Below are 26,041 nucleotides of genomic sequence, written 5' to 3'. Positions count from 1 at the left end.
GCTATCGACTGAAGCAGAAACGAAAGGCCGGGGTTATAGCTGAAGCTAATCCTGAGTAAACAAGGTGGATCAATATTAAACCGTTGGTGGTGGCGGTAAGTGGATCACTTTTTACCCGTTGTTGACATTGTAGCTCGAGGTGCAACTGTACAGGCAGGGAATGTACTGAGGGAGCTTTCACTCGCATATGAATTTGCTATTGGCCTTGGGCGCTTTGATGACAGTTTTGCGAATCCAGCGTTGTTAGCAAAATCCAGTTTACGACAGACCAGAATCAAGCTCACAAATGGACGTGGAACACGAGTACTGAGTGAGGATGAGCTTGCTAAATTCCTTAACTGGCTTCCGGGCTCTGCTTATACGCCAACGATCAAAAACGTGCTACGTTTGACTCTCTGGACCGGTTGCCGTACCGGTGAAGTCTGCAATATGGCATGGAAGGATGTTGATCTTGAAAAAGGCACTATCCATCTGCGAGAAACCAAAACAGGGGTAGAACGCTACGTACAGTTATCTGATCAGGCAATCGACTTTCTCAAAGTACTACGGCTTACCTCCGACAAATATCTGTTTCCTTCGCAAGCCACTAAGAAGCCAATCCAGCAGAAGTATTTAACTGAAAACTCATGGCGTTTACGTGAAAGCGGCCAAATGCTTGATATACCTCATTGGACACCCCACGATCTACGTCGTACAGTGCGGACAGGATTATCCCGCTTGCAATGTCCAAATGAGGTGGCCGAGGCCATACTGGGGCATACGCGCGGTGGTGTTGAGGGGATTTATAACTTGTATAAGTATGACGCTGAGTGCCGGAAGTGGTTGCAAGTTTGGGCTGATTATTTAGACAAGGTTAAAATTTAAACTGCACCTTGAAACAATACTGTTCCGACTTTAATAGATTAATTTTAAATAGTCGATGAATCCTTTTTTTGAGCATTTGAGTGCGCTCTTATACGACTATAAATATTCGAGCTAGTAGAGAGTAAAACATTAGCCAAAAACTATTGCCTTAGAGGTCCCGTTTGGTATGGCGACACAACAAATTCAATTGAAAACCGTTCATGAACTACGCACTTTCCTTGCAGATGGACGGCCCCAACGCTTTTTCATCCCAGCCTATCAGAGAGGGTACCGTTGGTCCTCGTTCCAGATAACCCAGCTTTTGGATGACATTCACGAGTTCACTCAGCGACCCAACCCTCAGCCTCAGGAATTCTACTGCTTACAGCCCTTAGTAATCAAATCGCGGCTACAAGGGGACTGGGAGGTAGTAGATGGTCAGCAACGGCTGACCACACTTTTGTTGGTCCTTCGTCACTTTAACGAGCGTTTAGCCGAGCGATTCCGTCAGCCACTCTATAAGCTGGATTATGAAACTCGTCCCAAACTGCCGGCCTTTTTAGAAGAGCCTTCCTCTGAACTGGCGGAGACTAACGCTGACTATTTTCATCTTTATCTAGCTATGCAGACCATAGAGGACTGGTTTGCTCGACACGAGAGTGAGGTGGAAACGATCAAGGCTGCAATAATAAACCAGGTCAAGCTCATCTGGTTCGAGTTGGCAGATGAAGATCATCCGGTTGAGGCTTTCACCAGGCTGAATGTAGGTAAGATACCGCTAACTTCAGACGAACTTATCCGCGCGCTGTTTCTGCGTCGAAGCACCGGTGCCAGTGCTGATCCCACAAGCGCTCAGTTACGCATAGCCTATGAATGGGACCAGCTGGAAAAAGCCCTCCAAAACGATGCTTTTTGGTACTTCATAAGCAACAAGCCAGCTCCTGCCCAGAACCGCATTGGCCTATTGTTTGAACTGGTTGCGCAAGAAGACGGTTTATCGCAGTTATGGCAGTATGACACCTATGCAACATTTCATCATGTCAATGGGCGGCTTAAGGCATCCGGTGCCAGCGTTGAAGACGAGTGGGCACGCATTAAGTCCAGCTTCCTGCAATTAGAAGAATGGTTTGAGGATCGTAGGCTCTTCCATATGGTGGGTTTTTTGGTTCATCAACGTGTCGGAATCAACGATATCCGCAAACTGGCGCAAGGCACGACTAAGAGCAGTTTCGAGCTGACTTTGCGTTGTAAGATCTTCCACCTCGTTACAGGTGATGCGCTGTCTGTTCCTGTGAGCGAGGAGGTTGTACGAGAGCGCCTGTCTACACATATGGATGGACTCAGCTACGATCGTAAGTCGAGCCACGGCCGCATTCGTGCTTGGCTGCTTCTATTTAACCTCGCAACCTTGTTGCAAGATGTGCGCTCAAATCTGCGTTTCCAGTTCGACAGTTTCAAGACCCAGTGCTGGGATATCGAGCATATTCGCTCCGTTAGCGATGACAAGCCTGGCCGTACGGATGCACAAAGGACCTGGCTGGAACATTGCCTTAGATTTATGGCTACGCAAGGCTCGAATAATGCTTTATACGAAGAGATTAAGATCAACTTAGTTGACCCAGCAGCCTCTAAGCTTCCTGAAGTGTTTGACGAACTGTATGACAAAGTGCTGGAGTTTTTTTCCGAAGTGGGGGAGTGGGAGGAAGAGCATGGTTTGTGCAATCTGACTCTGCTGGATGAACATACCAACCGCAGTTACGGCAATGCTGTGTTTGCGGTAAAGCGCCAGAGATTACTATCCCTTGATCAGGCCGGTATCTTTGTGCCGCTGTGCACCCGTAACATTTTCCTGAAATGCTACAGCCCCCAGGTGGGTAATGCCCTGTTCTGGGCTGAGCATGACCGAGAAGCTTACGAAATAGCTATGCTGGATACACTCACCTACTTTTTCTGCGGCAGCAAAAGGGAAATTCAATGAACCTAGGCCAACAAATCACCTACATTCAGCTGCTGCAACAGCATACACATATCCAAATCCCGATTATTCAGCGTGACTATGCCCAAGGTCGGCCTGATGAGCAAGAGGTTCGTGATACTTTCCTTGCCGCACTGGAGGATGCTCTGCTCAAGCCCGCTCATGACGTCAGCTTGCCGCTAAATTTAGATTTTATTTATGGCAGTGTTGAAGAATGCCAAGGAAAGACACAGTTCCTCCCTTTGGACGGGCAGCAGCGTTTGACCACCTTGTTTCTGCTTCATTGGTATTTGGCATGGCGCGATAGCGCCTGGGAAGAATTTACAGCATTGTTCGTGGCAGAGGGAAAGTCTCGTTTCCGCTACGGAGTTCGGCCTAGTAGTAATGACTTTTTTGACCAGTTGGTGGTGTATCGTCCAACCGAAACTGTGGATGAGGTGGTTTCGCTTGCGAACATTGTTTGCGATCAACCTTGGTTTTTCCGAAGCTGGCTACGCGACCCCTCTATCCAGTCTGTTCAAGGTATGATGGACGCCATCCATGAGCGCTTTGCAACTCATTCGAACTTATTCGCTAGACTGGTAGACGAAGCTCGTCCAGCTGTCACATTTCAACTCCTAGGTCTGCATGACTTTGGCCTCTCGGATGACCTTTATATCAAGATGAATGCCCGGGGAAAGCCTCTCACTGAGTTCGAAAACTTCAAGGCTCGTTATGAGCAGTTGCTTAAAACTAAGTTTGTAGATCGCAGGTTTTATATTGGTGAAAGCTCATTTCCCATCCATGAATACGTGTCCATCCAACTGGACACGCATTGGGGGGACTTATTCTGGCAATTTCGTGACAAAGAAAGCAACCTGTTTGATCAAGCTTTCCTTCGCTTGTTTAGGGTGGTGGCTTTGGTAACGCGAGACTCAGGGGGAGAAGCATTCAATAAAGATACCGAGCTGTTGCGAAATCTACATAGCACATTGTCATTCCAAGACTACCATCACCGAGATTGGCTTGATGAGCGTTTTTCTACGTCGCTTATTTATTTGCTGGATACGTTACACGCAGAAAAAAATAGATTGTACACGGGGTTGCTAAACGATCAGTTCTTTAATGAGTCATCCATACTAGGCAAAATTATTAGTCCGTACTTCACCTCCCTAAGCTATAGCGAAGCGGTGCAGTTCGCGGCCTATGTGGGCTATCTCCACAAACATAAGGGCAAACCTGAGCCAGAGGCATTTCATCACTGGATGAGAGTTATCAAGAATCTGTCAGTGAATACTACCTATAACCGGGTAGATGATTTCCGGCGTAGCTTGGAAAGTGTAAATACACTTTTGATTCATGCAGATAGTATTCTGGAGTATCTAGCGATTCCCGACAACTCTGTGGATGGCTTCAATAGGCTTCAAATTAACGAGGAGCGTATCAAGTGTGCATTGATACAAGCCCATGAAGGGTGGGGGCCTCTTATCCAAACAGCGGAGGTACATGGATACTTTGCTGGTCAAATTGACTTCCTAATAGAGTTCTCAGGTGTAGCGGACCAGTTTAAAATGGTAGCTCCCTGTGACTGGACTGCTGACCAACATCTTGAGCTCCAGCATGCCTTTGAGCACTACTGGAGCTGGGCTCATGCTACCTTTTCGAATGTTGGCTTAAAGGAGTTAGGTGCGTACTATTGGCTGCGGGCTCTGTTGAGTTTGGGGGACTGCTTACTGCCAAAGGGAAAAAATCAGTCCTTCATAGTTGATCGTGCAGATGATGAAGCCAGCTGGAAGCGATTCTTACGTTCTGAGGGAAAACGCGGTCTGCTGAAAAATCTGTGGGACCGAATGAATCCACATATTGACTTGTCGAATCAACTGGAAGATATCATTTCTAGTGCGCACCTGAGTGAGGATTGGCGAGGATTGATCGTCCGGACGCCGGCAGTCATCGAGTTTTGTGAAGCTCGAGCCCTTCGTGTTGAGTCTAACGAGAAGGTTTATATACTAAAGCGCAGCCAACTTAATGGTGAACATGCCGAGTTGCTCACATTCTGCCTTTATCAGAAACTTAGGGATAAATACCAAGCTTTTAACAATTTAAATATAACTTATATGACCGCAGTAGGTACTGCTTTCTGCCCTTATATCAGACTGATTTGCCTTCAGGCTGATGAGGGATGGCCTGAATTCAGCATCATTGCAGAACGCAACCAATTCATCATAAGAACAATATTACCTACAAAGGAAATTGATCTACAAATTGGCACCACGCTTAGAGACACTTTTCACTTCCAAGAAAATGATTATTTTCAGATAGCGACGGACAGCCGTGATGTTGAACATGTGTTGGGGCTGCTAAATGGCCACATTTCAACAGAGTCTGAATACCATTAAGCTAAGTGAGTTGCTGGCTGTTGTGGGAATTACTTTAGTATAAAAATATTTAAAAATGACATAAAGGGATATTAAAATGAAAAATAAAAGAAAATCTAAACAGGATTTATTAAAAAGGAGACTGCAACAAGTTGCTACACCGCTTGTCGCAATAGTTAGTGGGACTATTGCTGGCGGGGTTTCTGGTATCGGTGGTGGTGGTGTATTGCCGGGGGCTGCAGGCGGATTTTTATCAACTGTTTTATTTGATTGGGCAACTCGGAGTTTGTCGAAAATAGAAGTTGAGCGAGTTGTTTCAGTTGTGTCTATCGCAGCAAAAAGGGCTGAGAGGTTTATAGAAGTTGATATGCTTCCTGTAAGGAATGATGGTTTTTTTGGAGAGCAAGAGAATAGGAGTAAAGAGCCAAAATCAGTGGAGATGTTAGAGGGGATAATAACTATCGCAAAAAATACATATGAGCAACAAAAAATAAAATATATTGGTAACTTGTATGCATCGATGTGCTTTAACGAAAAGATACCCTTGCAACAGATGTCTTCCTTTCTAAATTTTGCTAACAGATTGTCTTATAATCAATATTGCTTATTGGCCGGTTTTATGGACAAGAATAGTACATTTTTATTTCATATTCCTCAGGTGAAGTTTGAGGCAGGAAAAACTACAGCAGAACAGATCGTTGTCTTAACTGAGCTTTACGATCTAATTCAGTTAGGGTTTATAGTATCTAGTAAACCAGTTAATTATTTTTTAAATATAGATATAGCATCACTAAAAACGCAGGGGATTGGAGTGGCTTTGTGGGATAGTATGGGGCTAAATCAAATACCATACTCTCAAGTCAGGAAAGTATTGTCGCCTTTGGGGGTAACTTATAATGAAAAATTATTAGAAGGTCGCAATCCCAAGTCGAAACCACATGAAGACGATGGGTTGGATATCACAATTGAAGAACTGATTGATTCTCAAATAGATATTCGGCAAAGTATAGCTGTTGGAACGGTAGAGGACTTTATTGAATGAAATTAATGATATTTAAGATGGCGTTATCTGGAGTTAATTTATAAAAAATCGAAACTTTTTAATTAAAATAGATCTGCTTATAGTCATGATTTAGTTTTCTATAAGCAGTTCTATGAGGTCGATTAACTTAATTAACCAAGAATGATTGTACTTTACACGCTACGATGGGTAAATTTTGATTAATACCGGAAGAGGTTGTGATGGCGCTGACCTTGCACATGCCTGGTACGTTAGATTTAATAATGAAAGGAGCATTAGCAGGAAGAACTTTCTCTGGCTCAGTTGTATTGAGTGTAATGAACCAACTAAATGCGATAATAGCTACAATGGTAAATTTGATGATCTTTTTCATGGAGATTCCTTTTGGGATAAAGCATGAATTACTTCACCCCAAAGGAACTCGAATGTTATTCAGTGATTATAATCCTGATACATTTATATAGAACTGACCTTTACCCTCATCTGTTTTCTGAATCCGGTAAGTTATTGGTAAAGAGTTTTGTAGATCTGGCTTTGTAAACGTTAAATCAGCCGCGCACTGGTAAACGTCAAGGCCTGATTCATAGCTTAATGTTCTAACATTTTCAACTGAAATCCGCACATCCTTATCCAGTGTCATCCCTTTCTCGATTGTCTTTCTGGCAATATCCACGACTAGATTTTTAGCGTCATCACTACTGCATTTTGGCGTTTTCTCGCCGCAGCCAGCCAGAAAACCAGCAGCAATTAATACTAGAAGTATCGCTCTTTTCATCTGTAGTTCCTTCGTAAATTAATGATACTTTATTTCTTATTAAACAAACCATCCATTTCACCTGTCGCAGAAGCGCCACAGTATCCCTCGCAACCACGGGTCATCACGCTGGCATTACCGTTTTTCAGTTCACTAATTACTGCAACACACTGACTGGTATTGTCATTCCAGACCCAGCGACGCTTCTGGCTTTCTCCGGCAGCTATTTGCTGTGCTGTACCCTCCATATTACATACGCCCGAACCATCCCCCGTTGAGGCATTAATGTTGAATTCAGCATTGTCTTTTCCCGGATTCAGGGTTAGAACTGCTCCGGGTTTTACGTACTGCGCTGCTGCAACAGGTAGCGTTATGGCTGCCATCAATAAGGCCAGCAGTTTTCTGTTCATTATTTAATTCCCTATTAAGTGATACGGATATTTTTGGTGATTTTCCCCAGTGCCAGCGGTCTGCGTTTTTCCACAAAGAAATAAACGACGTTGAATGCGGACTTGCGATGATTCCCTCGACCAAGAGAAGGCCAGTTGCGGAAGGATTCGATCTGTTCTTCTGAATAAGGCGTGTCAGAGAAGTCAAACAGCACAAGCAAGGCTTTACCATCGTGCTTCATCAATTTCTTTACTTCTGTACTGTTGACGGTCGCGGAGACATTGGAACGTGCCGCAGTTGGTTTACGTACTGCAAACTCAACGGCTACATCATCAATGACAAAATCAATGTAACCGTGCCCGGATACAGTTCCTGGCAGCTTGCTTTTTACTTCCGGTGAGAAATTATCTGCAAACCAACCCAGCAAATAGCAACGTACCAGAGGCAGTAATTCCCGCTCGCTACATTCGTTCAGACGCAGGGTTTTGACGAACTCCCTGCGATAAAGAGAACTGAAAAAATACTCAAAGCATTCCGTTATTTCAGTGATGGTGGCTGCCATGGCTGCATCCTTTACCTGCTATTAGGTCCATTTTTAAGGGCATACCTTTCCGGCCATAATGTTTCCGGTGTCGTATCCAGAGCCCCGGCAATAATGCGCTCAGCTCTGGGATAATGACGCTCTAAGGCATTATTTAATGTACGTGGCGCAAGGCCGTGACTGCGTGACAGTGACGCCAGCGTTAACCCTCGCTTGTGAAGTGCTGCCACAATATCGGCACGATGCCAGTTCCCTGAACTTCCTTTGCTCTGCTTTTTCTGCGATGCTGTTGAGTTACGCACAGTATTAACTCCATGGAATCAGTACATGGATATTAAATGCGAATAAAAGATACCTTTCAAGTTCTTTTGGTATCTATTTGATGGTTTTCATTTTAACGCATTGATATCTGGTGAAATTTATATGAGCAGTAAGAGATCAGTATCGGCTATACCGACCCATCCTGAAGCTTCTGTTGAAGAGGCTAAAGACTGGTTGACAGCAGAGGAATTCACCCGTATTGAGGGGATGCCGGGCACTGCGCGTGGCGCCAGGATGCGCCTGGAAAAGCTGGCATCCCTGCACCCAGAAATACGTCGTAAAAGGACTGCCGGTAAAGGCGTGGTTTACCATATCAGCGCAGCCACAATGTCGCTTGATGATGAGAGAAACAGGGCTAAGGGTGAAGCGTTTACTCTCACCGACAGCGATCGCCAGCTTAGCCTCTGGGTGCAGCTGTATCGCAATATGTCGCCAGCTTCGCGGGCGCAACTGATGGAGCAGGCCCTCAGGCTGGTAAAGGACGAACTGATGTCTAAGGGGCCTGATGTTTCTGAACTGGCGGCGCAAATTGTGAAGCTTCCCGAAGATGAGCGTAAGCGCCTCTTTGAAAAGCTGAACGGGAAGGTGTGATAGCGTCAGTTTTCCGCCATGTCAGACAGAAGGAACCACCCCGGAACCCTGACCCGTCTGACATGGCGGAATGAAAAGTATGCCATTACTTATTAATAAATAAAAATCTGTTTTCAGTTATTTCCGTTCTGAATTACGAACTGGTTTCTCATTGTTATTATTTGCAATGAAAGTATGTTTTTGCTATAATTTCATTGCTGGGTAGTGTTATTAATTGCAACCAGCCATTTAAATTATCACATTCTTTAAACGTTCATTTTGTTAATCCTTCACTGGAGGGTTGACTGTATTTAAAGAACACAGGTCTGACTATATCTAACAGGGGATATTGTGTATTCATTATTACAATGGCAGGAATTAGTTAATAAACTCTTTATTAAGTATTATGGCATAGACATTAACGATACTGCCTTTTGTGCGGCAAGTTATATGAAAAGATGGTGGATTGATTGTGTGCGTCCTTATCAGGCAGTCAATGAATGGGCATATAAGTATGATTTGCACAGACTTGATTCAGTTGACACTCCATTGAGTGAAGTTAATGAACTATCCGTCAACCAATACATGGGATTAAAGTGAATAAAATACATCAGAAAGGGCTAGCTATGCCCGTCGATCAGGAATTAATAAATATCATAATAAATGAGGCGGGAAATCCACCGCCGCATAAAACCAAAATTACAGCCGTCAGTCTATTATTTAAAGACCTGAGCTACAGCGCTGAAAAGGGCGGTTACCATCCTGTCGAAATACGGATTGTTTCACGCAATGATGAATGGTATTTCGATTACATCACCGACTTCAGTTATATGGGTGTGGTTTACCCCGAACTGGAAAAGGAAATTGATTTTAGCTGGAGTCAGCAATATGTCTTTCTGGCTCATGTTGGTGACCTGCCTGTTAACGCCGGAAGGGAGTTATTTGAACTCTGGCAATCCAACTTTATTCAGTATCACGGCATGAACGCTTACACCATTACAGTACTGTGGGAAAGCTAATCCCCCTTTACTAATCATCACTATCTTATGAGGAATTATCTGTGACGACTGACAGAGGGATACGTGCGTCTCAACAGGGCGAACTGGACTGTCTTTGCGGTGCTTATTGCGTGGTTAACATGCTGAGCTGGTTGTATGACGGCAGGGTGAAGCGACGCCCGTTAATGAACCGACTTATTCAGGCTTATCAGCAGCGCTGGCCTTTGCATGAATGGCTGACTGAAGGGATTGAAGAGGACCGTCTGGACTGGCTGATAGCGCAGGTGTTGCAGAAAGGGCACTACAGCCGCCAGTTCCCGGTTCAAATCACCAGACCGTTTGCAAGGAAGCGGGGAGTAACAGACGGGCGACTGTTCAGGGAAATGCAGCGGTTTCTTGATGTTACTGACCACTCCCGCCTGATTATGCTCAGCGACCAGTTTCACTGGTCCCTTCTGGTCAAAATAGATGAGGAAACGCTCTGTTTCTTCGACAGCAACGGGCGAACCACTATGCCCCGTAAAGCTTTCTCCCTGCGTACTGGCGTAACCCGCCGCCAGCTATTTCCCGACGCCATTTACTTCATTGAACGGGAGTTCTGACATGACCATGTTTACCCAGCGTGAAAACCGTATCCTTGACCAGGCGCGTGACATTATCAGCCGTTACTATCAGCGTGGGGTTCAGCTCTGTTCCCCTGATGATGTCCGACGGTGCGTGATGGTTGAGCTCGCACCGCTTGAACATGAAGAGTTTGGCATCATCCTGCTCGATAATCAGAATCAGCTGCTGCACCGTGAAATCCTGTTCAGGGGTACGTTAAACTCGGTCAGCGTTCACCCCCGCGAAGTTATCAAACGCGTACTGAAACATAACGCCGCCGCAGTCATCCTTGTCCACAACCACCCCAGCGGCGAACCTGAACCCAGCCGCTGCGATATTAAGTTGACTAAAAAGCTTCAGGAGCTGCTGGAAATGCTGGATGTGCGTTTGCTTGACCACTTTATCGTGGCAGGAACTGAAACGGTGTCGATGGCTGAGCGGGGGCTGGTGTGATGCTGAAAGTTACCTGGTTTAATGTACGTTATTGCGGGTTAGGCGCATGAGCAGGGCTGCGTTACGTCAGGTTGTGCCAGTGGTGCAAACCACCGTGTTTGATGCGTATCTTAGCGGTCTTGCACCATCGGGACGGCGGGGCATCATCAGCCTGTTAAACCGCAGCGCCAGCATACTTAAACATGGTGCAGATGCAGCAGACTATCCGTGGGAGCAACTTAACTACGCCGCTGTCGCTAAAGTGCGTGCGGCACTGCTGGATGACGGTTATGCCGTGTCATCGGTCAACATGGCGCTGTCAGCACTCCGGGGTGTGGCGCAGACGGCCTTTAACCTCAATTGTATAAACGCCGAAACGCTGGCCCGTATCCGGTCAGTTAAGCGCGTGAGCGGTGATATACAGCGTAAGGGAAGGGCGTTAGACAAGCGGGAAATCCGGGCACTGATTCTGGCAGCAAAACAGCATTCCCAACCGGTACGGCGCTGTCGTGATATCGCTATTGTGCTGACACTTTGTGGAACGGGGCTGCGGGCCGGGGAACTGGTTAAACTTGAGCACCGGGACTATGGCAATGGCATCCTGACAGTCAGACAGGGGAAGGGGCGTAAATATCGTGAAATTCACGTGGCGGATGCAGTGGATAAGGCTATCCGCACGTGGCTGAAGGTCAGCGCAGACGAGGCTGATAGCGCACTGTTCAGCCGAATTCACCGCAACGGTAAGGTCGCCAGCCAGCCGCTGACAACAACCGGGTTAACGGGTATCCTGGCTGAGTTACAGCACACATCGGGTATTGCGCGATTTACTCCACATGATATGCGGCGCACCTTCATCACCCGTTTGCTGGAGCAGGGCGTGGATATCAATACTGTGCGCCAACTGGCAGGCCACAGCGACATATCCACGACTACACGCTATGACTGTCGTGGTGAGGGGATGAAAATCAGTGCCAGCAGACGGCTCAAATGCTGGTGACGGTATCATTTACCCGTTTGGTGAGAGTATGTCGCTACGAGCAATTTCACCCATTTTGTTTATTTTCGATTTTCATCAAAAGCTTTAGTACTTTCTCCGGGTTTAGCATCTTTTCTACGTCCTTCTCTGTCCATGCTTTAGGGTCCATTTTTTTGTCTGTCAGGACGTCAGCAATAGCGCCAGGCCTGTCAAACCCTCTGTTGATCATGGTCTCCCTGATGGTTTCGTTATCCTTGCCTCTCATTTTCAAACGATGAACATGTTTGAAAACTCGAATCAGCTCCTTAGCTGAAGCAGTTCGGGGATTGAATACATAAACAATGTAATGAGCATCAATCAGTGTGGCCAGTACCTCGCTAAAACGCCGACCTGTCCCTGATTTCCTTGTAAGCATGCCCTCATGACCATAGAACACGCATAACTCCCGTAACCTCGCCTTAACCTGTGCATTCATATTGATTGAGAAAGCACTTCCAATCTCCTCTTCGAGTTTTTCCCGGCTGGCTATAACCCGGATCACGGCATCACTTGTTTTCTGCTTTTTCATTAAGCCCCCAATGTTGTAGTCAATCATCACATGAAAAAGCAACGGTTGCTTCGTGGAAGTATAAAACCTGAACTGATTCGAAACAGCAACAGTTGCTTCATGAAACGATTAAGCCTGAACTGATCCACAAAAGCAACTGTTGCAATTTTGATTTCTCGACTATGCAACTGTTGCTTTTGGTATTTTTGACCCAAATAGGGGGGGAATGATGGTTGTAAAAGCCTGTTCGCATCAGCCGATGCGTAACTTAAACAGGTGCGTTATGACCACAATTCGTATCATCAAAGTCCCGGAAGTTCTTGAGCGTTGTGCTATGAGCAGGGCTTCGCTCTACAGAATGCTCCAGCGTAATGAATTTCCGCGGCAGGTCCGTATAGGTATTCGTTCGGTAGGTTTCTACGAGCATGAAGTTAACCAGTGGCTGGCTGACCGCCAGCGTGTTCAGTAAGTGCATGAACGTCTAACAGCACGTTATTAGCGCACTTAAAAACATGAACAGAGAACATATTAGTCAAAGCTGACGCTGGGTTAATTAAGCCAACGGTGAAGAGCAGTTACTAATAATAACTGTACGGGAAGCTATTGCTCTCTGTTCCCCACTGGGTTAATACCTGAGAGGAACAACAATGACTAAGAATAGTAACTGGCTTAACAGGAAGAATATTGAGCTCAACATATCAAATGAAATCTGCTGTAGTAGCTATGGGCACCGAATGACAATGCGAGCTGATGGTATTACATCAGTTTCTCGCTTCCATAGTGAAGAAGAGAAAGAGGAGTTCTTGCAGAAGCTTGAGTATGTGCTTGGGAGGCGCTGGAAACAGTATCGTATTGAACGTAAATCGACGCAGAATAAAGCGGGTAAGCCTCATCCCTATAAATATGGACTGTCAGTGTACCGGAAGGGTGATGACTCACCCATGCTTCTGCACATCAACTGGGGACCTCGTCACGTCAAGACAGGTGGGATACGCTTCGAGTTCCGGCCGCAACACATGGATGCAAAAGCGATGGATCACATGCTGGGATGGCTGAGCGATCGGCTCGGTGCCATTTTCTACCGTCTGTTAGCGAGATCTTGGGTAACTCGTATTGATGTCGCTCTGGATGTGTATGGTTGCAAGCTCAATGACTATGTCTGGGATCTAAAGGGAATATCTGTCTTCAAGGACCACGTGAATTTTAAGGGGCTGCCTGGGCTGAACTTAGGCGGGAAGAGCGAGCTACGGTTTAACCTTTATGAGAAGGTATATGCAGGTGTGCTGAACTCGCTGGGTTTTAACCAATGTAGTGAGGTTGTATTAAAAGATGGCAAGGCTAGGCAGGAACAGTTCATTGAGATCAATCAGGAGGAGTTTGAAAAATTTCTACGCATAGAAGCTCGTATTATGCCTGGTCGTCGTTCTGGTTCATGGTCTGTCACCCTAGCGGAACTCACTGAGCTTAAAAACCCGTTCGGGCACATTGTGGTTTATGAAGGAAAGCTTAAATCCGTTCTTGTTAATGACTTCATTGAGTCATCGCGGCCAAAGAGTAACAGCGCCAAAGCCTGGGCCAAGCACGCCATGGGTGATGTAAACAGCCGTATGTCACGAAGGTTAAAAAGGGCGCTGGTAACGCATGAAACGGAGCTATTCAACAAGAGTGAAGTTTGGGCTTACTGGCATTCTTGTGTTGCTGCGCTGGGTACAATAATCGCAGAGTTAAAGCCAGTGAATGCAACGAAGAAAGAGATGGCTGTAAGCCAGTTCATCGAGTCGAAGCCGAGTAAAAAGCGTAATCCCCGGCGATTAACAAGGCGCGAACAGGCGCACCCGAAGCGTAAACATCGGGATTAAACTGGCGTGATGGCGGTCATAAGACCGCCATCTGCTAATTGGGTAGGGGGATAAGATCATCTCTAGTGGGCGGGTGTGCTGCATTACTAACACAAGGCAATACGTAGGCTGCATCAACATATCCGGGAGTTGTTTATGCTAGCTAAACTTCAAGCTTGCAATCGCAGCTCTTATTAACTTTTTCTCTGAACATTCTGGCTGCACTGTTATAGCTGTCGATAAGTTCATTTAATAGTTTTTCGATGCTAATATCTTCTTCGCTTTTCCTGCTGGATTCGATAATTCTCTGAAAAAAATCTTGAATGGAAGGTTCCAGACTATGCTGTTTTTCAGCCAGCAAATCTTCTAGCGTTTCCCAAGGGACATTGGAAAATTTGGCCGTTGTGTCGGCAATAGCATCATCAACGGCTTTCTGCTTTTTGTTATCTTTAGTTTTTCCAAATTCTCTGAACATGCGTTCAACATGTCTAGCAGAATTTGCTACTCTCAGATTATGCATCCGAGTTTGAGGGCTGGGCTCTTGTGGACAATAGACCACTACGTTATCCACTTCTGGGCCTAGAACTCTCCTCTTCCACTGATTGAATGTTTCTCCCTGAACAACCCCAGGGACTTTGGAAAGATGCGGTTTTCCATCAAAATCAACAATTACCGAGTGGATCTTTAAGATTTGATAACAGTAACGCTCTTTAGCTGCCACTTTGTTCCTTCCCTTAGGAAATTTTTATTTACTATCTTGCCATAACAGAGTTGTCACGCAACATAGATTTGTTGATTAGCTTTTCGCTGAAATCGTTCAAAGAGGATATCGGGAGGGTATGTAGATGCGTTAACTCGCCTAGTTGCTAAAAATGGGCGATCAACACTATTCAGCACTGGCAGGCTAACCATGATGAAAACATTTGGCGCTTTGAAAAAAGTGATTTAGTGATTGCGGCTTTGTAGGCGAGCCTGGTCTCTGACTGTGCAATTCTGCATTCAGCGCTGAGCAGGGCTGCGGTTCTTCATCAGTAATTCGGCCATAAGCAAGGGGACTGTCCGCTTCGTCATCAGCCTGTTGTATGGCGACCAGTCCGGCAGATTCAGAGGCCAGTAACTTCAATGATTGATCGGCTAACAGGCAGAACCGAAATGCGTGATCTGCAAAAACCAGCATTTCAGACCGTCCAACGTTGCCGGATTTTGGCGTGGTAGACCGGCTAACTACCGCTGCTGTTTAGTGTCAGATTTGCATCTCGTACAATGGTAGGGGAAAATCGGCGATGACTTTTTATTCCAGACATGGACTTTAGTACCCTGGTATTAACTGCAGGGATTGATGATTATCCCCATAACACAGAATCTATGTTTGTATTTTCGATTCTGTATTTTTGTTAATTATACCGGTTAATGCACTCCTCAAGGTAGTTATCAGGTATAACTCTATATTACTCACTATATAGTATGTATATGTCACTGCCATATTAATAGTGATAATGAGCAGCAGAGATATATAGCGGTGGGAGCGTGGTAATATGTGAGTGTGAGTAATATGAAAAAAATTGGCCTTCATTAAGGTATTCGTAATTGATGTTGTAAATTTCAGCGTTGTAAAAAACAACTGTGTTTTTTGTGTTATGCAACTTTCAATTACGAGGTATTCTGTGAAATATTCTGTGGGTTATATTATTAAACGTGGCATTCTGGTTACACTTGATACTTATAATAAGTTCATTGAGGATGTACATAACATACCTTTCATTGGGAAAGATGGTCGCCAGTCTCCGTCATACTATCTGGATATTCAACGGTTTTTGCAGCATCTGATTTGTAATAACTTCCTTTATGCTAAAGACACCCCGGAGGATAATCCATGGACGCAATACTCGCCAATATATAATGAGCTGGGTAAAGAAGAATTACCGTTTGTCTTTAAACAGAATAAATACCTGTGTTGTGACCGGGCGTTAGAGTTGCTGAAAGATGCAGGGATTATAGATATTAAAATTCATTCATGGGGGAATGGGAAAAGTCGTACTTTTGCTTTGTCCAAGGCATACCTAAAACGCTGGTTTGAAGTCTCGCCTGATGACTACAAGCAGCGCGATGACCGTTACATTTATCTGTCTGTGGGTAAGCGTGTTCATAACCAAAAGATCATGACAGAAGAGCAATTGATCCACAAAGCGTTATCGCACTTCAATAAGCCCCGCCATGCTACGCGTCACGTATCCCGTGAAACCCAGCAATATATGCGTCAGGTGTATCTCAACATGGGGGCGTTGCGTATCAACCTTGATAAGCTACAGGCCTACGTTCCTGAAGACGAAAGGGAGGCTGTTCTGAAGTCTCACTTCCTCCAGCATCTGGCTGAACGTGGTTGCAGGATGGTTTCAAGCGTTCCTTTGGTAGTTGAATATTTTCCTGAATACAAACTGGCAGAGCGGGGAACGCGTTCATTTGAGAAGAATGGTGGCTTTCAGGCGCTAAAGGCAGCTATCAAATGGTCGGTAGTTGAAGGCCATAACTACGATATCAAAAGCAGCCAACTGACTATTCTGAAACATGAACTGGAGAGATACGGCATCAAATGTAAGCGGTTGGCAAAGATCACCAAGAAGAAGGTTATGCGTCGGTTCAACGTTGATCAAAAGGCTGCTAAGTTGCTTATCTATACTCTGATTTATTCACTCGGAGAGTTTCGTAAGCATAAGGACAGCGCTGCGTTTCGTAAGCTTTGTGATTTGTATGGCTACAATGAAGCGGTGTGTGTGGCTGATGAGTGGATTGAGTTTGTTCGGCCCGTGAGAAGGGCACTTAACGCGTTGGTGGCGCGTTATCTTGATGAGCATGTTAATTGCCCCGGTCGCGGTTGGGCCATACGCAATGCTGTCCGTCAGTCTTTGATGGTTAAACCTGACAAGATCACCGCGAGTGTTCGTCGGTGTGTTCTTTCGCATATGATCCAAGGTATTGAGAGTAAGGCGGTGTATGAAGCAGTGCTGGCTAATCCAGGGGTATGCGGCTCGATTGAGCATGATGGGATGGTGAGTAACTGTGAGATCTGCTGGAATCACCCTTATCTTGAATTGAAGACAAAACATTAAACGTTAATCTAATCTTGACCCGCCACCTTCATACAACATTATCTATAAAGATGTGGCAGCGCGTAAACGCAGGAAGTCAGATGTGATGCGCCGGAAGCTGCTGTCGCGCATGCTAAAGGGGCTGGAAAGTCAGTCTGTATACGATTATGTTGCCAGCCATAAGGGCGTTTGCGCACTGGAGCACGATGGGTTTGTTTCATATGAGGAGGTTACTGAATGGTCCCATCCATATCTTTTGATTGAGCGGAAGCAATAGATAAAATTTAACTCCTAAGGTATTATATATTCGTAAATAATTTCTAGTTGGAGAGTTTTATACATATATATCTTCTGTTGCATCTTGTTGTTTTCTTAATTCTTTATTAAAAAATTTACCTGAAAAGTCGTTTAAAACGCTCTAGAAAGTTCATGCTTTCATAATCCTTGAGTTTTAATTCATTAATTTTTTCATTGAATGAATCAGCTCTGTTTTTTTCATTATCTAATTGCGTTAGCAAAGAATTATTAAGATGTTTTGTATTATCGATTGATTCTTTTAGCTTAAATATTTCCTGTTTCATTTCTTTTATTGTTGATTCAAATGATTCTTTTTTTTCAGTTTCTTTTGCCAGCTTGCCTTTAAATGATTCAATCTCTTTTATAGCCTTAATAATCGTTTCATTTTTTTTTGTTAATTATAAATTTATGCTCATTTAACATTATAGGGTCAGATAATATTTTCATATAAACAATGTTATTAAATTTGCTCTTTAAAAAGTTATAATATCGTTCCATTTCATCTTCATCGATATCAGTATTGTTTAATTCTGAATTGAGCCTCATCTTATCCGATAATGAAACTTCAATTATGGGTATGTTATGGTCTTGAAAATCTTTTATTTTTTCATAACTGCATTTGTGAGTTACTTTAACTTCAATGGCTACTTTCCCCCCCCATTTCCTGGCTAATTCTATTGGTTTGCTAAAAAAACCTACTAGATCAGGATAATAAATTGATCCATCTTCGAATTTGATTTGTAAGTCGTCTTTTTTTATATTGTCGAATTCAATTTCATAATTTTTATCTTTATCTTGAAAATTTATTTTTTTCATTTCAGATAAAACTAGAATTGCAGTTTCATGAGATATGTATTCTGAATCAGAATCATGGCTTTCGGTAAATGTTGTTGAATCAGATTTATATCTGAAAAAGGCGGTTTTTGTTTTTTTAACTGGTGTTAATTCTGCTCGTTTATCCTTGTTAGATTGTGTGCTCATAAAGGTTAGCAAAGAAAGCTCTTTAGGATTTTCTTTTCGCATCTTAATAACCTCCCAAATAAAGAATAATCGCTCTTTATTTGTTTCTTTATTTTTAATGTATTCCTCTTTGTTATCGATGGCGTATGCCCAAATTTTCTTTCTTGCCATCAAAACCTCTCCTTATATTTTAATGTGTGCTGAGATGAATATACTTGTGTAACTAATAATATATATGACATTTTCATCATTAAGAGATGTAACTTTACAGAAGGTTATTGGTAAAGGGGGCTCTGTTATGTAGTTATTAGGGAGGTATATGCCATCATTATATGATGGCATATAATGAGTTCTAACAATAAATATTATTCTGGATACATTTCATGGAATTTTTCCTTCACTTCATTTCCAATGCCAGGAAGTGTAATAAGGAAACCTAGTTCATTGTAAATATCGCCCTTAGAAGAAGATGACAACCAGTTAAGACTTGTGACTAAAATATTGTTATTGTCCCAAGAGAAAAACTTAGCATGTACTTGAGGATTATCTGCAGTTGTAATATTGAAACCTAAAGACTGAAGATTTTGTTTTAATTCCTTAAGCTCGGCTGATTTTAGATCCCCACTTGATCTTCCATAAGCAATATCAATAGATATATTCTTATCGTGCGCTTTCACGGTTTTCAGCGGTAATATTATAGGTCTATCACCCGCATAGCTAACTCTATGACTACAAATAAATATATTGTTTTTAACTACATTGCAAGCTTGTTTTACTATAGGGTGATGCTCAGGTGCAGAAATTATTTGAACGCTAGTATTACCATCTGATTCTTTGCGTATACTAACATTTTTATATAAGCTTGCAGAGAAAACAGCTAGTTCTCTGCTCAGGTTATTTGCTAATCCAGTTCCACCCATTGATAGATGGGAGCATATATCAGTTAAATCTGCTACGATTAAATCGTCGGTTATACAGGCAGATACTTCAAATCTATTAAATCTGCTCGATAGCCAATTGCACGAACCTAATGTAGCGCTGTAAATACCCTGTATTTCATCATGGATTATGAATTTTGCATGAGATAGAGTGGGGGCTCTATGGAATTTTATTTGTGTAGATAATCCTTTTTGTACTATTTTGTTATTTAATTCGTCAAATTTGGCTATGACATTTTTATAAGATTCAAGTTTATTTTGTTCCTCTGGTTCTGTTTGGCCCCATAGAATATCAATTTGGACTGATCGTTGTGCCGCATCTATTAAATTATCAAACACATCAGCAATACATTCTTCATTGATAAATGTAGAATGTATAATTAATCTACTTTTTGCATTGATTATTGAATTGAAAAGATGCATCCGATGTTCTTCGGGGCCTGCAATCAGTCTAACTTGCTCTTTGTTAATTAAACGTTTTGGTAACGTTTTAACAGTTTCATTAATATTTTCTCCAACATAGATATCAGATTTACTTATATCTAATATCTCTGCGCGCTCACGAATCTTCTTATCTCTTTTAAGTATCTCACACTTTAATTCATCTGATATTTCGGGCACTCCTGTAATATTCCCCATGTCGTCTATGGCGGCAAGAGCAAAATGTATATTTTTAGAATAATTTGTATCTATTATGTCATCTTCTATATCAATAACCTCTTCATCGTAATTTGTGATTTTTTCATAAATTCTAGATAAGGTAGTAGTGTAGCTAGAGATGATATTTAATTCAGAGCATAAACCACGGAATGACTTTGTAGCATCTAAAATATTATGTTTAGAGTATAGTTGAAAACTTTGTTTCTTTTTTCTTTTCTCGTATCGGTAACACTCACGAGTCAAAGGGTCTACCATAAAACTTCTAACTCTTGAATAAGGGATGCTATCAGTAGGTAGTTCTTCATATAAGGCTACTTCTGCCCCCCTGTTCGTTGTTACAAAAAAATATTCATCATTGATTGGTTTTATTTCGATCCATCCAGCTTTCATCAGAGGGATTAGCATTTCCACGATGAGTTGCCTGGGGAGATTTGATGTCTTAGCTAAAAAGGTTGAGGTACAAGGTGTTTTAGCAATATACCCTAACAATATTTTTTCAATTGGCCCCCAAGGTTTGGCTTTCGCTAAACTAAAACGATGCATGCCGTATCCAAAAGGTACTATTACGTATGTAGTTAGTGACATGATATTAAGTCCTTTTCTTATTCTTATCTTGTTTTACGTGTTTGAATTCTCTAGAGTCAATCTTCTTTAATAATCCTTCACGCTCATATTCGATGAGTTTATTGACAAGATCGACTAAAAATTGATTGCTTAAATCACCTTTTTTAATTTCTTTTTTGTCGATTAAATCAGACCAATATTTAAGGAATTCGAATGAACCAATAATTATCATCTTATATTTTGCTCTACTTAGTAGGACATTCATGCGCCTACTATCAAGGAGAAATCCTAGAGATGCTCTAACATAAGAATGATGATTATTTCTAACCATAGATACAATAACTATGTCAGCCTCAGCCCCTTGAAAACCATCAACAGTGCTACAAAATGAAGAATGATCATCTGGTTTTTGAAAATAATTTATTTGTAACGAATTTGGTTCTTTATGCAGTTTTTTATCCAGACTTCTCTTAATTAAATCTACCTGCTTTGCATAAGGTGACATGATTGCTAGTTTTGGTGTTTTTTCTGCTTTTGAATTCACCCTCAAATGTTCAAGAACGGATAAAAGAGTATTTTTTTCTAAGTTATTTGTCCAAACAGGAAGAGATTCTGCAGCATAATTGTTTTTAGTTTGTTGAACATCGGGGGTATCAATCCATATAATTGCCGGGGAGTTAAGTAATGGTGAGTTAGGTTTAAATGTAAAAGGGGTAATAGTATTTGCATCTCTATAGAATTTTTCTTTTGAAGGTTCTGTTTTAAGCTTTTTATCGTAAAATACGCTAGAGATCAAGTTTGCGATATCTGGATGCATACGATGTTGGAAATTAAGCATGCTCGCAATTTTTCTATGCTTTCTATCATCACCGTAACGATCTATATATTTTTGTGATTTCACTTTTTCTTCAAGCACAAGACTTTCAAATAAGAGATGAAGCCTGACTGCACTAGAACTCAATTTTTCAAGTGTTTCGTTATCAATTGTTGAGATAAAATTTTCAGTAAAACGCTCTTTTATCCAATCACCTTTTATTTGTTGATTATTTATATCAGTTGCAATAATTATTGCGTTCTTCAATTTATTAATGTCAGTGAGGATCTCTCTCATTTTTTCTGTTGCATAAGGGGGTAACTGCTTATGATCACCTATCATCAGTCTTCTATATGAAAGTAACATCGGGCTAAGAAGTTCTACGCCTGTGACTTTTCCTGTTTCTTCCATTATTGACCAGTCAAATTGTGATTTCTCACTAATTAGTTCTTCTACTTGTCTGGAGTTAGTTGTAGCAAAAACCATATTTGCAGATTTCAATATCTGTTTGATAAGAGAATATCTGTCTGATTTGGATGATTTACGACTGGCTGATATAATTGAATTTTTACTTATAGTTGATGTACATTCATCAAAAATATCACTATCAATAAATTTTTTAATATATTCTAGCGCAAGGGAGTCTAATTGGTTTATTGATATGTCATCGCTATCATCATCCGAATCTTTTTTTATACAACTAACAATTAATGGTTTGGAGTTAGTTATATCTAAGGATGAAGTCACTTCTTGGTATAAATGCTGGACAGTAGAATGACTTTGTGCCGTTAGAACTATTCGACTCTCACTTTCATTAGAGAATATTTGATTTACAAGAGTCGTTATCAGATATGTTTTCCCAACACCAGGAGGTCCTTGGACTAAGAATATAGGCAAAGTCTTATTTATTTTTTCAAATGCATCTTTTTTAGATTCATCCAGTGAATAAAAAGAACTATGAAGGTTGTTATTTATTTCAGATATAATAGTGTTATTGTAAGGATCATCTAACATACTCCTTAGCTCTGCGTGGTTACTTAATTCATCTATAGATGATGCTCTTCTACTTAATTGCTTAATAGTTCCCTGTACTGATGAAGGTATAAGGAAGCATTTTTTGAAACCTGGGTTTAGTGTATTTGTTGTGAATATATATTCGTAAACCCCTTCATGGTTTCTTTCTGTCTTTATAAAATCCAATGTTACTTCATTATCACCATCATAGAAGTTGTTGTTTTCTGTAAGAATCCAGCTTATTGAATTAATTCTATCATTCTCTAAGTTGTCATGTAATCGAATTGCAGGTGGTTTAATACCTAATGATGTCGATATATGGTCATCATCTTGTCTGCATTGTATTCTTACTGTAAAAAACTTTGACTCTGTTTTGTCCTTATCATAACTAATTAATGTTACAGGGTAAATTTCTGATTTTGCGAAAGCTATTTCTGTTAGGTGATATATAGCAAACCCTTCGACAATAACTCTATTGGGAAGAATATTATTATCATCTCGTTCAAGTTCAAGGATTAGATCATCCCAAGAGTTATATATACCTTGAGAACGATTGTTAGATTTAAACTGAATACATTTTAATACGTCTCTTTCTAAAGCTATTCTTTTAGCTTTGAATTTTATTTGTTTTGGAGGCTCAACATAAGCAGCATGGCAGAATGCAATGTTCCAATCAGAGTCCTCTGTTTTACCGTTGCGTTTTTTCTCTAGTACATAAGTGAGTTTTTCTCCGTAAAGAAGTATTTCTTCTTTATTACTTCTATTTTTATTTATAGATAGGTATATTTTCCCTGATAGATCCCTTGTTATAAAGTCTAAGCATTCATCAATATCTTTATCTGAAATTGTGATTCCATGATCTCTATTTATGGTATATTGTATGGCATTAAAAACAGATGTTATTTTGTCTGGTGTTACTTCCGAGTTTGCTTTTGCCGAAAAAAGAAATTCAATATGCCTAGTTGAATTTTCTTTTGAAATTAGAGATTCTAATGACTTCAATATAGTGTTTACTTTTTCTATTATTATAGAGCCATTTATGGCCTCCCTCGATAAGTTGGTTTCTAATTTCATAACACCAATCAATCCGCGAATTAAAATTAATTCATCAAGAATTAGATCGGTTTCATCTACTAAATCATTAATTGTGACTTGAAGATTTATTAATCTATCTGAGCTTATGTTAAGTAATTCGGCTATTAGAAAACCTAAATCAGCCCAATCAGATAAAAAAGAATACTGCTTATTAATCTTCAAATCTCTAGATGTATATTCGTTATGTTTATCTGAAACAGCGTGGACGCGTAGTGACCATTCGAAGCCGGTTAATTGGAAGTCAAAGTCAAGTGATCTAGGATCAGTTAGTATAGAATCTTTATCCAGATGCCTGTGAAGCAGACCTTGGGAATGCAATAGTTCAATGGCTTTAATAATTCTTATAAAATTATGCCAAAGTTTGATTCTATTCTCGATTTTTCTACTATTCCTGATCCATTCTTTATTTAAGCTTAGTGTCTTTTTTTCTTTAAATATATATGACAGAGGAACTCTGAAGTCTGCATCCAATACTAAGTAAAATCCCCTTTCATCTTTTCCTGAGTCAACTATAGAAGATATATAGTCTCCTAGACCGGGCAAACCTTTCAGCCTATGGAGTTGTCTTATTTCATATCGCCACAAATCTTCAATTATATCGTTGTTTTTTGATTCATCTTTAGGCCAAAATTTTATTAGCACTCGCTTAGCATTTTGCGAAGCCTCTAATAAGCATGGTTTGCCATTTTCTCTATCATATTCATTCAGAGTATTAATATCCTCATATTGATTGAGGAAGTTTCCGGTGAGATAAGTTTCCATTTATGCTCCAGATGATTAGTTTCGCTAGCTCATATCTATAGTCGTTTGGAAGTGGTTGTAAAGATATTATTTGTTTTCAAAAGCTTGAGAGTATGACAGTTTGAAATTATTAATGACTTATTAAAAGGTTGCGATGATTATGTTTACTATCTTGAAAATATACGCTGTTATTTTGAATAGATGTGTCCTTCTGTCATTTTGTAAACTTGTGAATCAGATCACGTTAATTCTGTTATAGGAACGCTACCGCCCTAAGGAATTCTACCCTCAAGCTAATAAAAACACTTTAGCTAACAACATCATGAATTAAAAGGAATTTATTTCTTTCTTTAGTAGCAAACCTTTCCGCATCCTTGAGATGCTTTATGTCAATTTATTGATTGCGAATTTTTTGTTGATTCCCCGCTTATCAAGCAGGTTTGATAAGGGCATTGTTCGTCTGAGGTTGTAGAGGTGGCGTCGTTTAAAAGTTTTGGTATAATACTCTTTCGCATAGCTTCATGCGTAACATCGTTGGATGTAGAGGAGGCTTAATGAGCAATAACAGAAAAAAAGAGCATGCAACTTATGCTAAACCTTCTCGCTCGGACATTATGCGTTCTGTGGCGACATCAACGGCCGTCGAAACCGGCCAGCCGTCAGCTAGCGTTGAAGCTTCACTTGAAGCTGCACGCAAGAAATTCGCGCATCTTCGCCTCGCTTAGATCTTTCTTAATGCTTCACTGACCCAGTGTTTCATCGGCTCATAGTCCATTGATACACCTGCATGAATAGCCGAGATATACTGGGTTTTGTTTTCCTCCCAGCTTTGATAATCCAGCGGTTTGTATCCTCCCTGAACGGCCATTACGTCGGCTAGCAGTCGCGACAGGCGCCCGTTTCCCTCTCTGAATGGATGGATAAGTATCAGCTCGACATGGGTGATGGCGATAGCGGTGATGAGTTGTTCTTCGTCCATGCCGCTACACGGTGTGTATTGAGCCAGATACTTGTTATCAAATTCGTTCAGCAGTTTTGGCAACTGCGCTGAGGGGGCAAACATAAAGCCGCCTTTGCTGATATTAACTGCTCTTTCTTGTCCAGCCCACTCGTAGATGTTACCTAACCAGCGGCGATGCCAGCTTTTTAGCATGGCTACGCTGAGCTGTCCTTCCGGGAACTGCTCTTCAAAAACAGACTGGTATAGTTGTTCTAACAGGACAAGTTCAGCCTCATCCATCTCATCAGAAGTCGCGATCCCCAGCTTATTAGCCAAAATCTGCTCGCCAGAGTCTTTCTCATACTGGCCTTCACTGCTGGATACATGGTATCGGCTCATGGAGATGCCCTGTGTTATTCGAAGGATGGGAAAACAGAGGGAGTATAACGCTGGATGAGTACAGCAAACAATATTCTTAAAATCAGATAGTTACAATAGTGTAGGTTAAAATATAGTTTTTATTCTCTGGTGGAAAATTATCTTTAATAATCAGCATTAACACACCAATGCATCATTGGGGTGTGGGCGTCGAGATTATCGATTGTACTCATGGAGTTGTGTCCAGTTCCCTGATTTTCAATGGATTGCGATATTCTTGTTTTCGTTGTTATCACATAAGAGGCACATGATAACGGAGATATGCTTTTCAGGGAAAGCGGGGAAGGATGACTTCTCGATCCAGATTCCGCTCCGGGGCGACTCAGAC

At 41.7% G+C, this 26,041-nt stretch carries 25 protein-coding genes and 1 pseudogene; 15 read left to right on the top strand and 11 right to left on the bottom strand.

Translation table 11 applies throughout. The annotated features are described in order from the left end of the window. Positions 1 to 126: 126 nt before the first annotated feature. From OOJ59_RS19075 to OOJ59_RS19060, 4 genes and pseudogenes are all read left to right on the top strand, one after another. Positions 127 to 864 (top strand): annotated as a pseudogene (locus tag OOJ59_RS19075) (tyrosine-type recombinase/integrase); the annotation flags it as partial. 166 nt (positions 865 to 1,030) lie between these two features. After that, a complete protein-coding gene (locus OOJ59_RS19070) occupies positions 1,031 to 2,821 on the top strand; it encodes a DUF262 domain-containing protein (protein ID WP_160955756.1) in 1,791 nt (596 codons plus the stop codon). Further along, positions 2,818 to 5,196 carry a DUF262 domain-containing protein gene (locus OOJ59_RS19065; RefSeq protein WP_193157129.1) on the top strand — a complete coding sequence of 793 codons (2,379 nt, stop codon included), beginning with the start codon at positions 2,818 to 2,820 and terminating at the stop codon, positions 5,194 to 5,196. The genes OOJ59_RS19070 and OOJ59_RS19065 overlap by 4 nt, the downstream gene beginning before the upstream one ends. A 76-nt stretch (positions 5,197 to 5,272) precedes the next feature. Continuing rightward, positions 5,273 to 6,217, top strand: coding sequence for a hypothetical protein (locus OOJ59_RS19060; protein WP_115188177.1), 945 nt, complete (start codon positions 5,273 to 5,275; stop codon positions 6,215 to 6,217). A gap of 127 nt (positions 6,218 to 6,344) precedes the next feature. Here the strand turns inward: OOJ59_RS19060 and OOJ59_RS19055 are convergent, their stop codons facing one another. The 5 genes from OOJ59_RS19055 to OOJ59_RS19035 all read right to left on the bottom strand — a co-directional run bounded on the left by OOJ59_RS19055 (position 6,345) and on the right by OOJ59_RS19035 (position 8,111). Beyond that, positions 6,345 to 6,569, bottom strand: a complete 225-nt coding sequence (locus OOJ59_RS19055; RefSeq protein WP_151242855.1) for a hypothetical protein — start codon at positions 6,567 to 6,569, stop codon at positions 6,345 to 6,347. 66 nt (positions 6,570 to 6,635) lie between these two features. After that, positions 6,636 to 6,971: a hypothetical protein gene (locus tag OOJ59_RS19050; protein ID WP_160956611.1), complete on the bottom strand. Its 336-nt coding sequence runs from the start codon at positions 6,969 to 6,971 to the stop codon at positions 6,636 to 6,638. 29 nt (positions 6,972 to 7,000) lie between these two features. Beyond that, entirely contained in the window at positions 7,001 to 7,360 is a 360-nt protein-coding gene (locus OOJ59_RS19045) for an acyl-CoA dehydrogenase (RefSeq protein ID WP_193157128.1), read from the bottom strand. Positions 7,361 to 7,374: 14 nt separating this feature from the next. Next, positions 7,375 to 7,902, bottom strand: a complete 528-nt coding sequence (locus tag OOJ59_RS19040; protein WP_160956581.1) for a hypothetical protein — start codon at positions 7,900 to 7,902, stop codon at positions 7,375 to 7,377. An 11-nt stretch (positions 7,903 to 7,913) separates the two neighbouring features. Continuing rightward, complete coding sequence (locus tag OOJ59_RS19035; RefSeq protein WP_236936170.1) at positions 7,914 to 8,111, bottom strand: helix-turn-helix domain-containing protein; 198 nt, start codon at positions 8,109 to 8,111, stop codon at positions 7,914 to 7,916. On the opposite strand from OOJ59_RS19035, the gene OOJ59_RS19030 reads away from it, so the two are divergent. From OOJ59_RS19030 to OOJ59_RS19000, 7 genes are all read left to right on the top strand, one after another. Next, a complete protein-coding gene (locus OOJ59_RS19030) occupies positions 8,039 to 8,191 on the top strand; it encodes a hypothetical protein (RefSeq protein ID WP_006324787.1) in 153 nt (50 codons plus the stop codon). The two genes, OOJ59_RS19035 and OOJ59_RS19030, sit on opposite strands and share 73 nt — an antisense overlap. 113 nt (positions 8,192 to 8,304) lie before the next feature. Next, positions 8,305 to 8,793, top strand: coding sequence for a hypothetical protein (locus OOJ59_RS19025; RefSeq protein WP_193157127.1), 489 nt, complete (start codon positions 8,305 to 8,307; stop codon positions 8,791 to 8,793). A 330-nt stretch (positions 8,794 to 9,123) separates the two neighbouring features. Next, complete coding sequence (locus OOJ59_RS19020; protein ID WP_193157126.1) at positions 9,124 to 9,372, top strand: TA system toxin CbtA family protein; 249 nt, start codon at positions 9,124 to 9,126, stop codon at positions 9,370 to 9,372. A gap of 26 nt (positions 9,373 to 9,398) precedes the next feature. Next, complete coding sequence (locus OOJ59_RS19015) at positions 9,399 to 9,791, top strand: DUF2787 family protein (RefSeq protein WP_160956568.1); 393 nt, start codon at positions 9,399 to 9,401, stop codon at positions 9,789 to 9,791. A 119-nt stretch (positions 9,792 to 9,910) separates the two neighbouring features. Further along, complete coding sequence (locus OOJ59_RS19010; protein WP_160956567.1) at positions 9,911 to 10,372, top strand: hypothetical protein; 462 nt, start codon at positions 9,911 to 9,913, stop codon at positions 10,370 to 10,372. Position 10,373: 1 nt separating this feature from the next. Further along, positions 10,374 to 10,826, top strand: a complete 453-nt coding sequence (gene radC / locus OOJ59_RS19005; protein WP_105607093.1) for a RadC family protein — start codon at positions 10,374 to 10,376, stop codon at positions 10,824 to 10,826. 46 nt (positions 10,827 to 10,872) lie between these two features. After that, positions 10,873 to 11,802, top strand: a complete 930-nt coding sequence (locus tag OOJ59_RS19000) for a tyrosine-type recombinase/integrase (protein WP_160956566.1) — start codon at positions 10,873 to 10,875, stop codon at positions 11,800 to 11,802. A 46-nt stretch (positions 11,803 to 11,848) separates the two neighbouring features. Here the strand turns inward: OOJ59_RS19000 and OOJ59_RS18995 are convergent, their stop codons facing one another. Continuing rightward, complete coding sequence (locus OOJ59_RS18995) at positions 11,849 to 12,349, bottom strand: hypothetical protein (protein ID WP_160956565.1); 501 nt, start codon at positions 12,347 to 12,349, stop codon at positions 11,849 to 11,851. A 262-nt stretch (positions 12,350 to 12,611) separates the two neighbouring features. Between OOJ59_RS18995 and OOJ59_RS18990 the strand changes: the two genes are divergently transcribed. Together OOJ59_RS18990 and OOJ59_RS18985 are read left to right on the top strand one after the other, a co-directional pair. After that, positions 12,612 to 12,797, top strand: a complete 186-nt coding sequence (locus tag OOJ59_RS18990; RefSeq protein ID WP_032160635.1) for a helix-turn-helix transcriptional regulator — start codon at positions 12,612 to 12,614, stop codon at positions 12,795 to 12,797. A gap of 178 nt (positions 12,798 to 12,975) precedes the next feature. Continuing rightward, a complete protein-coding gene (locus OOJ59_RS18985; protein WP_046885169.1) occupies positions 12,976 to 14,187 on the top strand; it encodes a hypothetical protein in 1,212 nt (403 codons plus the stop codon). Between the two features lie 142 nt (positions 14,188 to 14,329). Here the strand turns inward: OOJ59_RS18985 and OOJ59_RS18980 are convergent, their stop codons facing one another. After that, positions 14,330 to 14,887 carry a hypothetical protein gene (locus OOJ59_RS18980; RefSeq protein ID WP_160956564.1) on the bottom strand — a complete coding sequence of 186 codons (558 nt, stop codon included), beginning with the start codon at positions 14,885 to 14,887 and terminating at the stop codon, positions 14,330 to 14,332. Between the two features lie 955 nt (positions 14,888 to 15,842). Here OOJ59_RS18980 and OOJ59_RS18975 point away from each other — a divergent pair. Further along, positions 15,843 to 17,273 carry a hypothetical protein gene (locus OOJ59_RS18975; protein ID WP_268063452.1) on the top strand — a complete coding sequence of 477 codons (1,431 nt, stop codon included), beginning with the start codon at positions 15,843 to 15,845 and terminating at the stop codon, positions 17,271 to 17,273. 657 nt (positions 17,274 to 17,930) lie between these two features. On the opposite strand, the gene OOJ59_RS18970 is transcribed toward OOJ59_RS18975, so the two are convergent. From OOJ59_RS18970 to OOJ59_RS18960, 3 genes are all read right to left on the bottom strand, one after another. Continuing rightward, on the bottom strand, positions 17,931 to 18,680 hold the full coding sequence (locus tag OOJ59_RS18970; RefSeq protein WP_225546523.1) for a hypothetical protein: 750 nt from the start codon (positions 18,678 to 18,680) through the stop codon (positions 17,931 to 17,933). A 194-nt stretch (positions 18,681 to 18,874) separates the two neighbouring features. Beyond that, positions 18,875 to 20,692 carry a phospholipase D-like domain-containing protein gene (locus tag OOJ59_RS18965; RefSeq protein ID WP_193157125.1) on the bottom strand — a complete coding sequence of 606 codons (1,818 nt, stop codon included), beginning with the start codon at positions 20,690 to 20,692 and terminating at the stop codon, positions 18,875 to 18,877. Between the two features lie 4 nt (positions 20,693 to 20,696). Then, complete coding sequence (locus OOJ59_RS18960; protein WP_193157124.1) at positions 20,697 to 24,356, bottom strand: AAA domain-containing protein; 3,660 nt, start codon at positions 24,354 to 24,356, stop codon at positions 20,697 to 20,699. 533 nt (positions 24,357 to 24,889) lie between these two features. Here OOJ59_RS18960 and OOJ59_RS18955 point away from each other — a divergent pair. After that, a complete protein-coding gene (locus tag OOJ59_RS18955; RefSeq protein WP_162865967.1) occupies positions 24,890 to 25,060 on the top strand; it encodes a hypothetical protein in 171 nt (56 codons plus the stop codon). On the opposite strand, the gene OOJ59_RS18950 is transcribed toward OOJ59_RS18955, so the two are convergent. Beyond that, on the bottom strand, positions 25,057 to 25,674 hold the full coding sequence (locus OOJ59_RS18950) for a Fic/DOC family protein (RefSeq protein ID WP_160955477.1): 618 nt from the start codon (positions 25,672 to 25,674) through the stop codon (positions 25,057 to 25,059). The two genes, OOJ59_RS18955 and OOJ59_RS18950, sit on opposite strands and share 4 nt — an antisense overlap. Positions 25,675 to 26,041 lie beyond the last annotated feature (367 nt).

Source organism: Citrobacter sp. W9, assembly GCF_026719375.1.
Taxonomy (GTDB): Bacteria; Pseudomonadota; Gammaproteobacteria; order Enterobacterales; family Enterobacteriaceae; genus Citrobacter; species Citrobacter werkmanii.
This window is presented reverse-complemented; position numbering and strand designations above follow the sequence as displayed.

Excerpts from the sequence above, each read along its gene's own strand:
- OOJ59_RS18955 (WP_162865967.1), top strand. The coding sequence starts at position 24,890 with ATGAGCAATAACAGAAAAAAAGAGCATGCAACTTATGCTAAACCTTCT.
- OOJ59_RS19055 (WP_151242855.1), bottom strand. The coding sequence starts at position 6,569 with ATGAAAAAGATCATCAAATTTACCATTGTAGCTATTATCGCATTTAGT.
- OOJ59_RS18985 (WP_046885169.1), top strand. The coding sequence starts at position 12,976 with ATGACTAAGAATAGTAACTGGCTTAACAGGAAGAATATTGAGCTCAAC.
- OOJ59_RS19060 (WP_115188177.1), top strand. The coding sequence starts at position 5,273 with ATGAAAAATAAAAGAAAATCTAAACAGGATTTATTAAAAAGGAGACTG.
- radC (WP_105607093.1), top strand. The coding sequence starts at position 10,374 with ATGACCATGTTTACCCAGCGTGAAAACCGTATCCTTGACCAGGCGCGT.
- OOJ59_RS19010 (WP_160956567.1), top strand. The coding sequence starts at position 9,911 with ATGCTGAGCTGGTTGTATGACGGCAGGGTGAAGCGACGCCCGTTAATG.
- OOJ59_RS18960 (WP_193157124.1), bottom strand. The coding sequence starts at position 24,356 with ATGGAAACTTATCTCACCGGAAACTTCCTCAATCAATATGAGGATATT.
- OOJ59_RS18950 (WP_160955477.1), bottom strand. The coding sequence starts at position 25,674 with ATGAGCCGATACCATGTATCCAGCAGTGAAGGCCAGTATGAGAAAGAC.
- OOJ59_RS19050 (WP_160956611.1), bottom strand. The coding sequence starts at position 6,971 with ATGAAAAGAGCGATACTTCTAGTATTAATTGCTGCTGGTTTTCTGGCT.
- OOJ59_RS18965 (WP_193157125.1), bottom strand. The coding sequence starts at position 20,692 with ATGTCACTAACTACATACGTAATAGTACCTTTTGGATACGGCATGCAT.
- OOJ59_RS18995 (WP_160956565.1), bottom strand. The coding sequence starts at position 12,349 with ATGAAAAAGCAGAAAACAAGTGATGCCGTGATCCGGGTTATAGCCAGC.
- OOJ59_RS19065 (WP_193157129.1), top strand. The coding sequence starts at position 2,818 with ATGAACCTAGGCCAACAAATCACCTACATTCAGCTGCTGCAACAGCAT.
- OOJ59_RS19015 (WP_160956568.1), top strand. The coding sequence starts at position 9,399 with ATGCCCGTCGATCAGGAATTAATAAATATCATAATAAATGAGGCGGGA.
- OOJ59_RS18990 (WP_032160635.1), top strand. The coding sequence starts at position 12,612 with ATGACCACAATTCGTATCATCAAAGTCCCGGAAGTTCTTGAGCGTTGT.
- OOJ59_RS19045 (WP_193157128.1), bottom strand. The coding sequence starts at position 7,360 with ATGAACAGAAAACTGCTGGCCTTATTGATGGCAGCCATAACGCTACCT.
- OOJ59_RS18970 (WP_225546523.1), bottom strand. The coding sequence starts at position 18,680 with ATGGCAAGAAAGAAAATTTGGGCATACGCCATCGATAACAAAGAGGAA.
- OOJ59_RS19025 (WP_193157127.1), top strand. The coding sequence starts at position 8,305 with ATGAGCAGTAAGAGATCAGTATCGGCTATACCGACCCATCCTGAAGCT.
- OOJ59_RS19070 (WP_160955756.1), top strand. The coding sequence starts at position 1,031 with ATGGCGACACAACAAATTCAATTGAAAACCGTTCATGAACTACGCACT.
- OOJ59_RS19000 (WP_160956566.1), top strand. The coding sequence starts at position 10,873 with ATGAGCAGGGCTGCGTTACGTCAGGTTGTGCCAGTGGTGCAAACCACC.
- OOJ59_RS19030 (WP_006324787.1), top strand. The coding sequence starts at position 8,039 with ATGTACGTGGCGCAAGGCCGTGACTGCGTGACAGTGACGCCAGCGTTA.
- OOJ59_RS19040 (WP_160956581.1), bottom strand. The coding sequence starts at position 7,902 with ATGGCAGCCACCATCACTGAAATAACGGAATGCTTTGAGTATTTTTTC.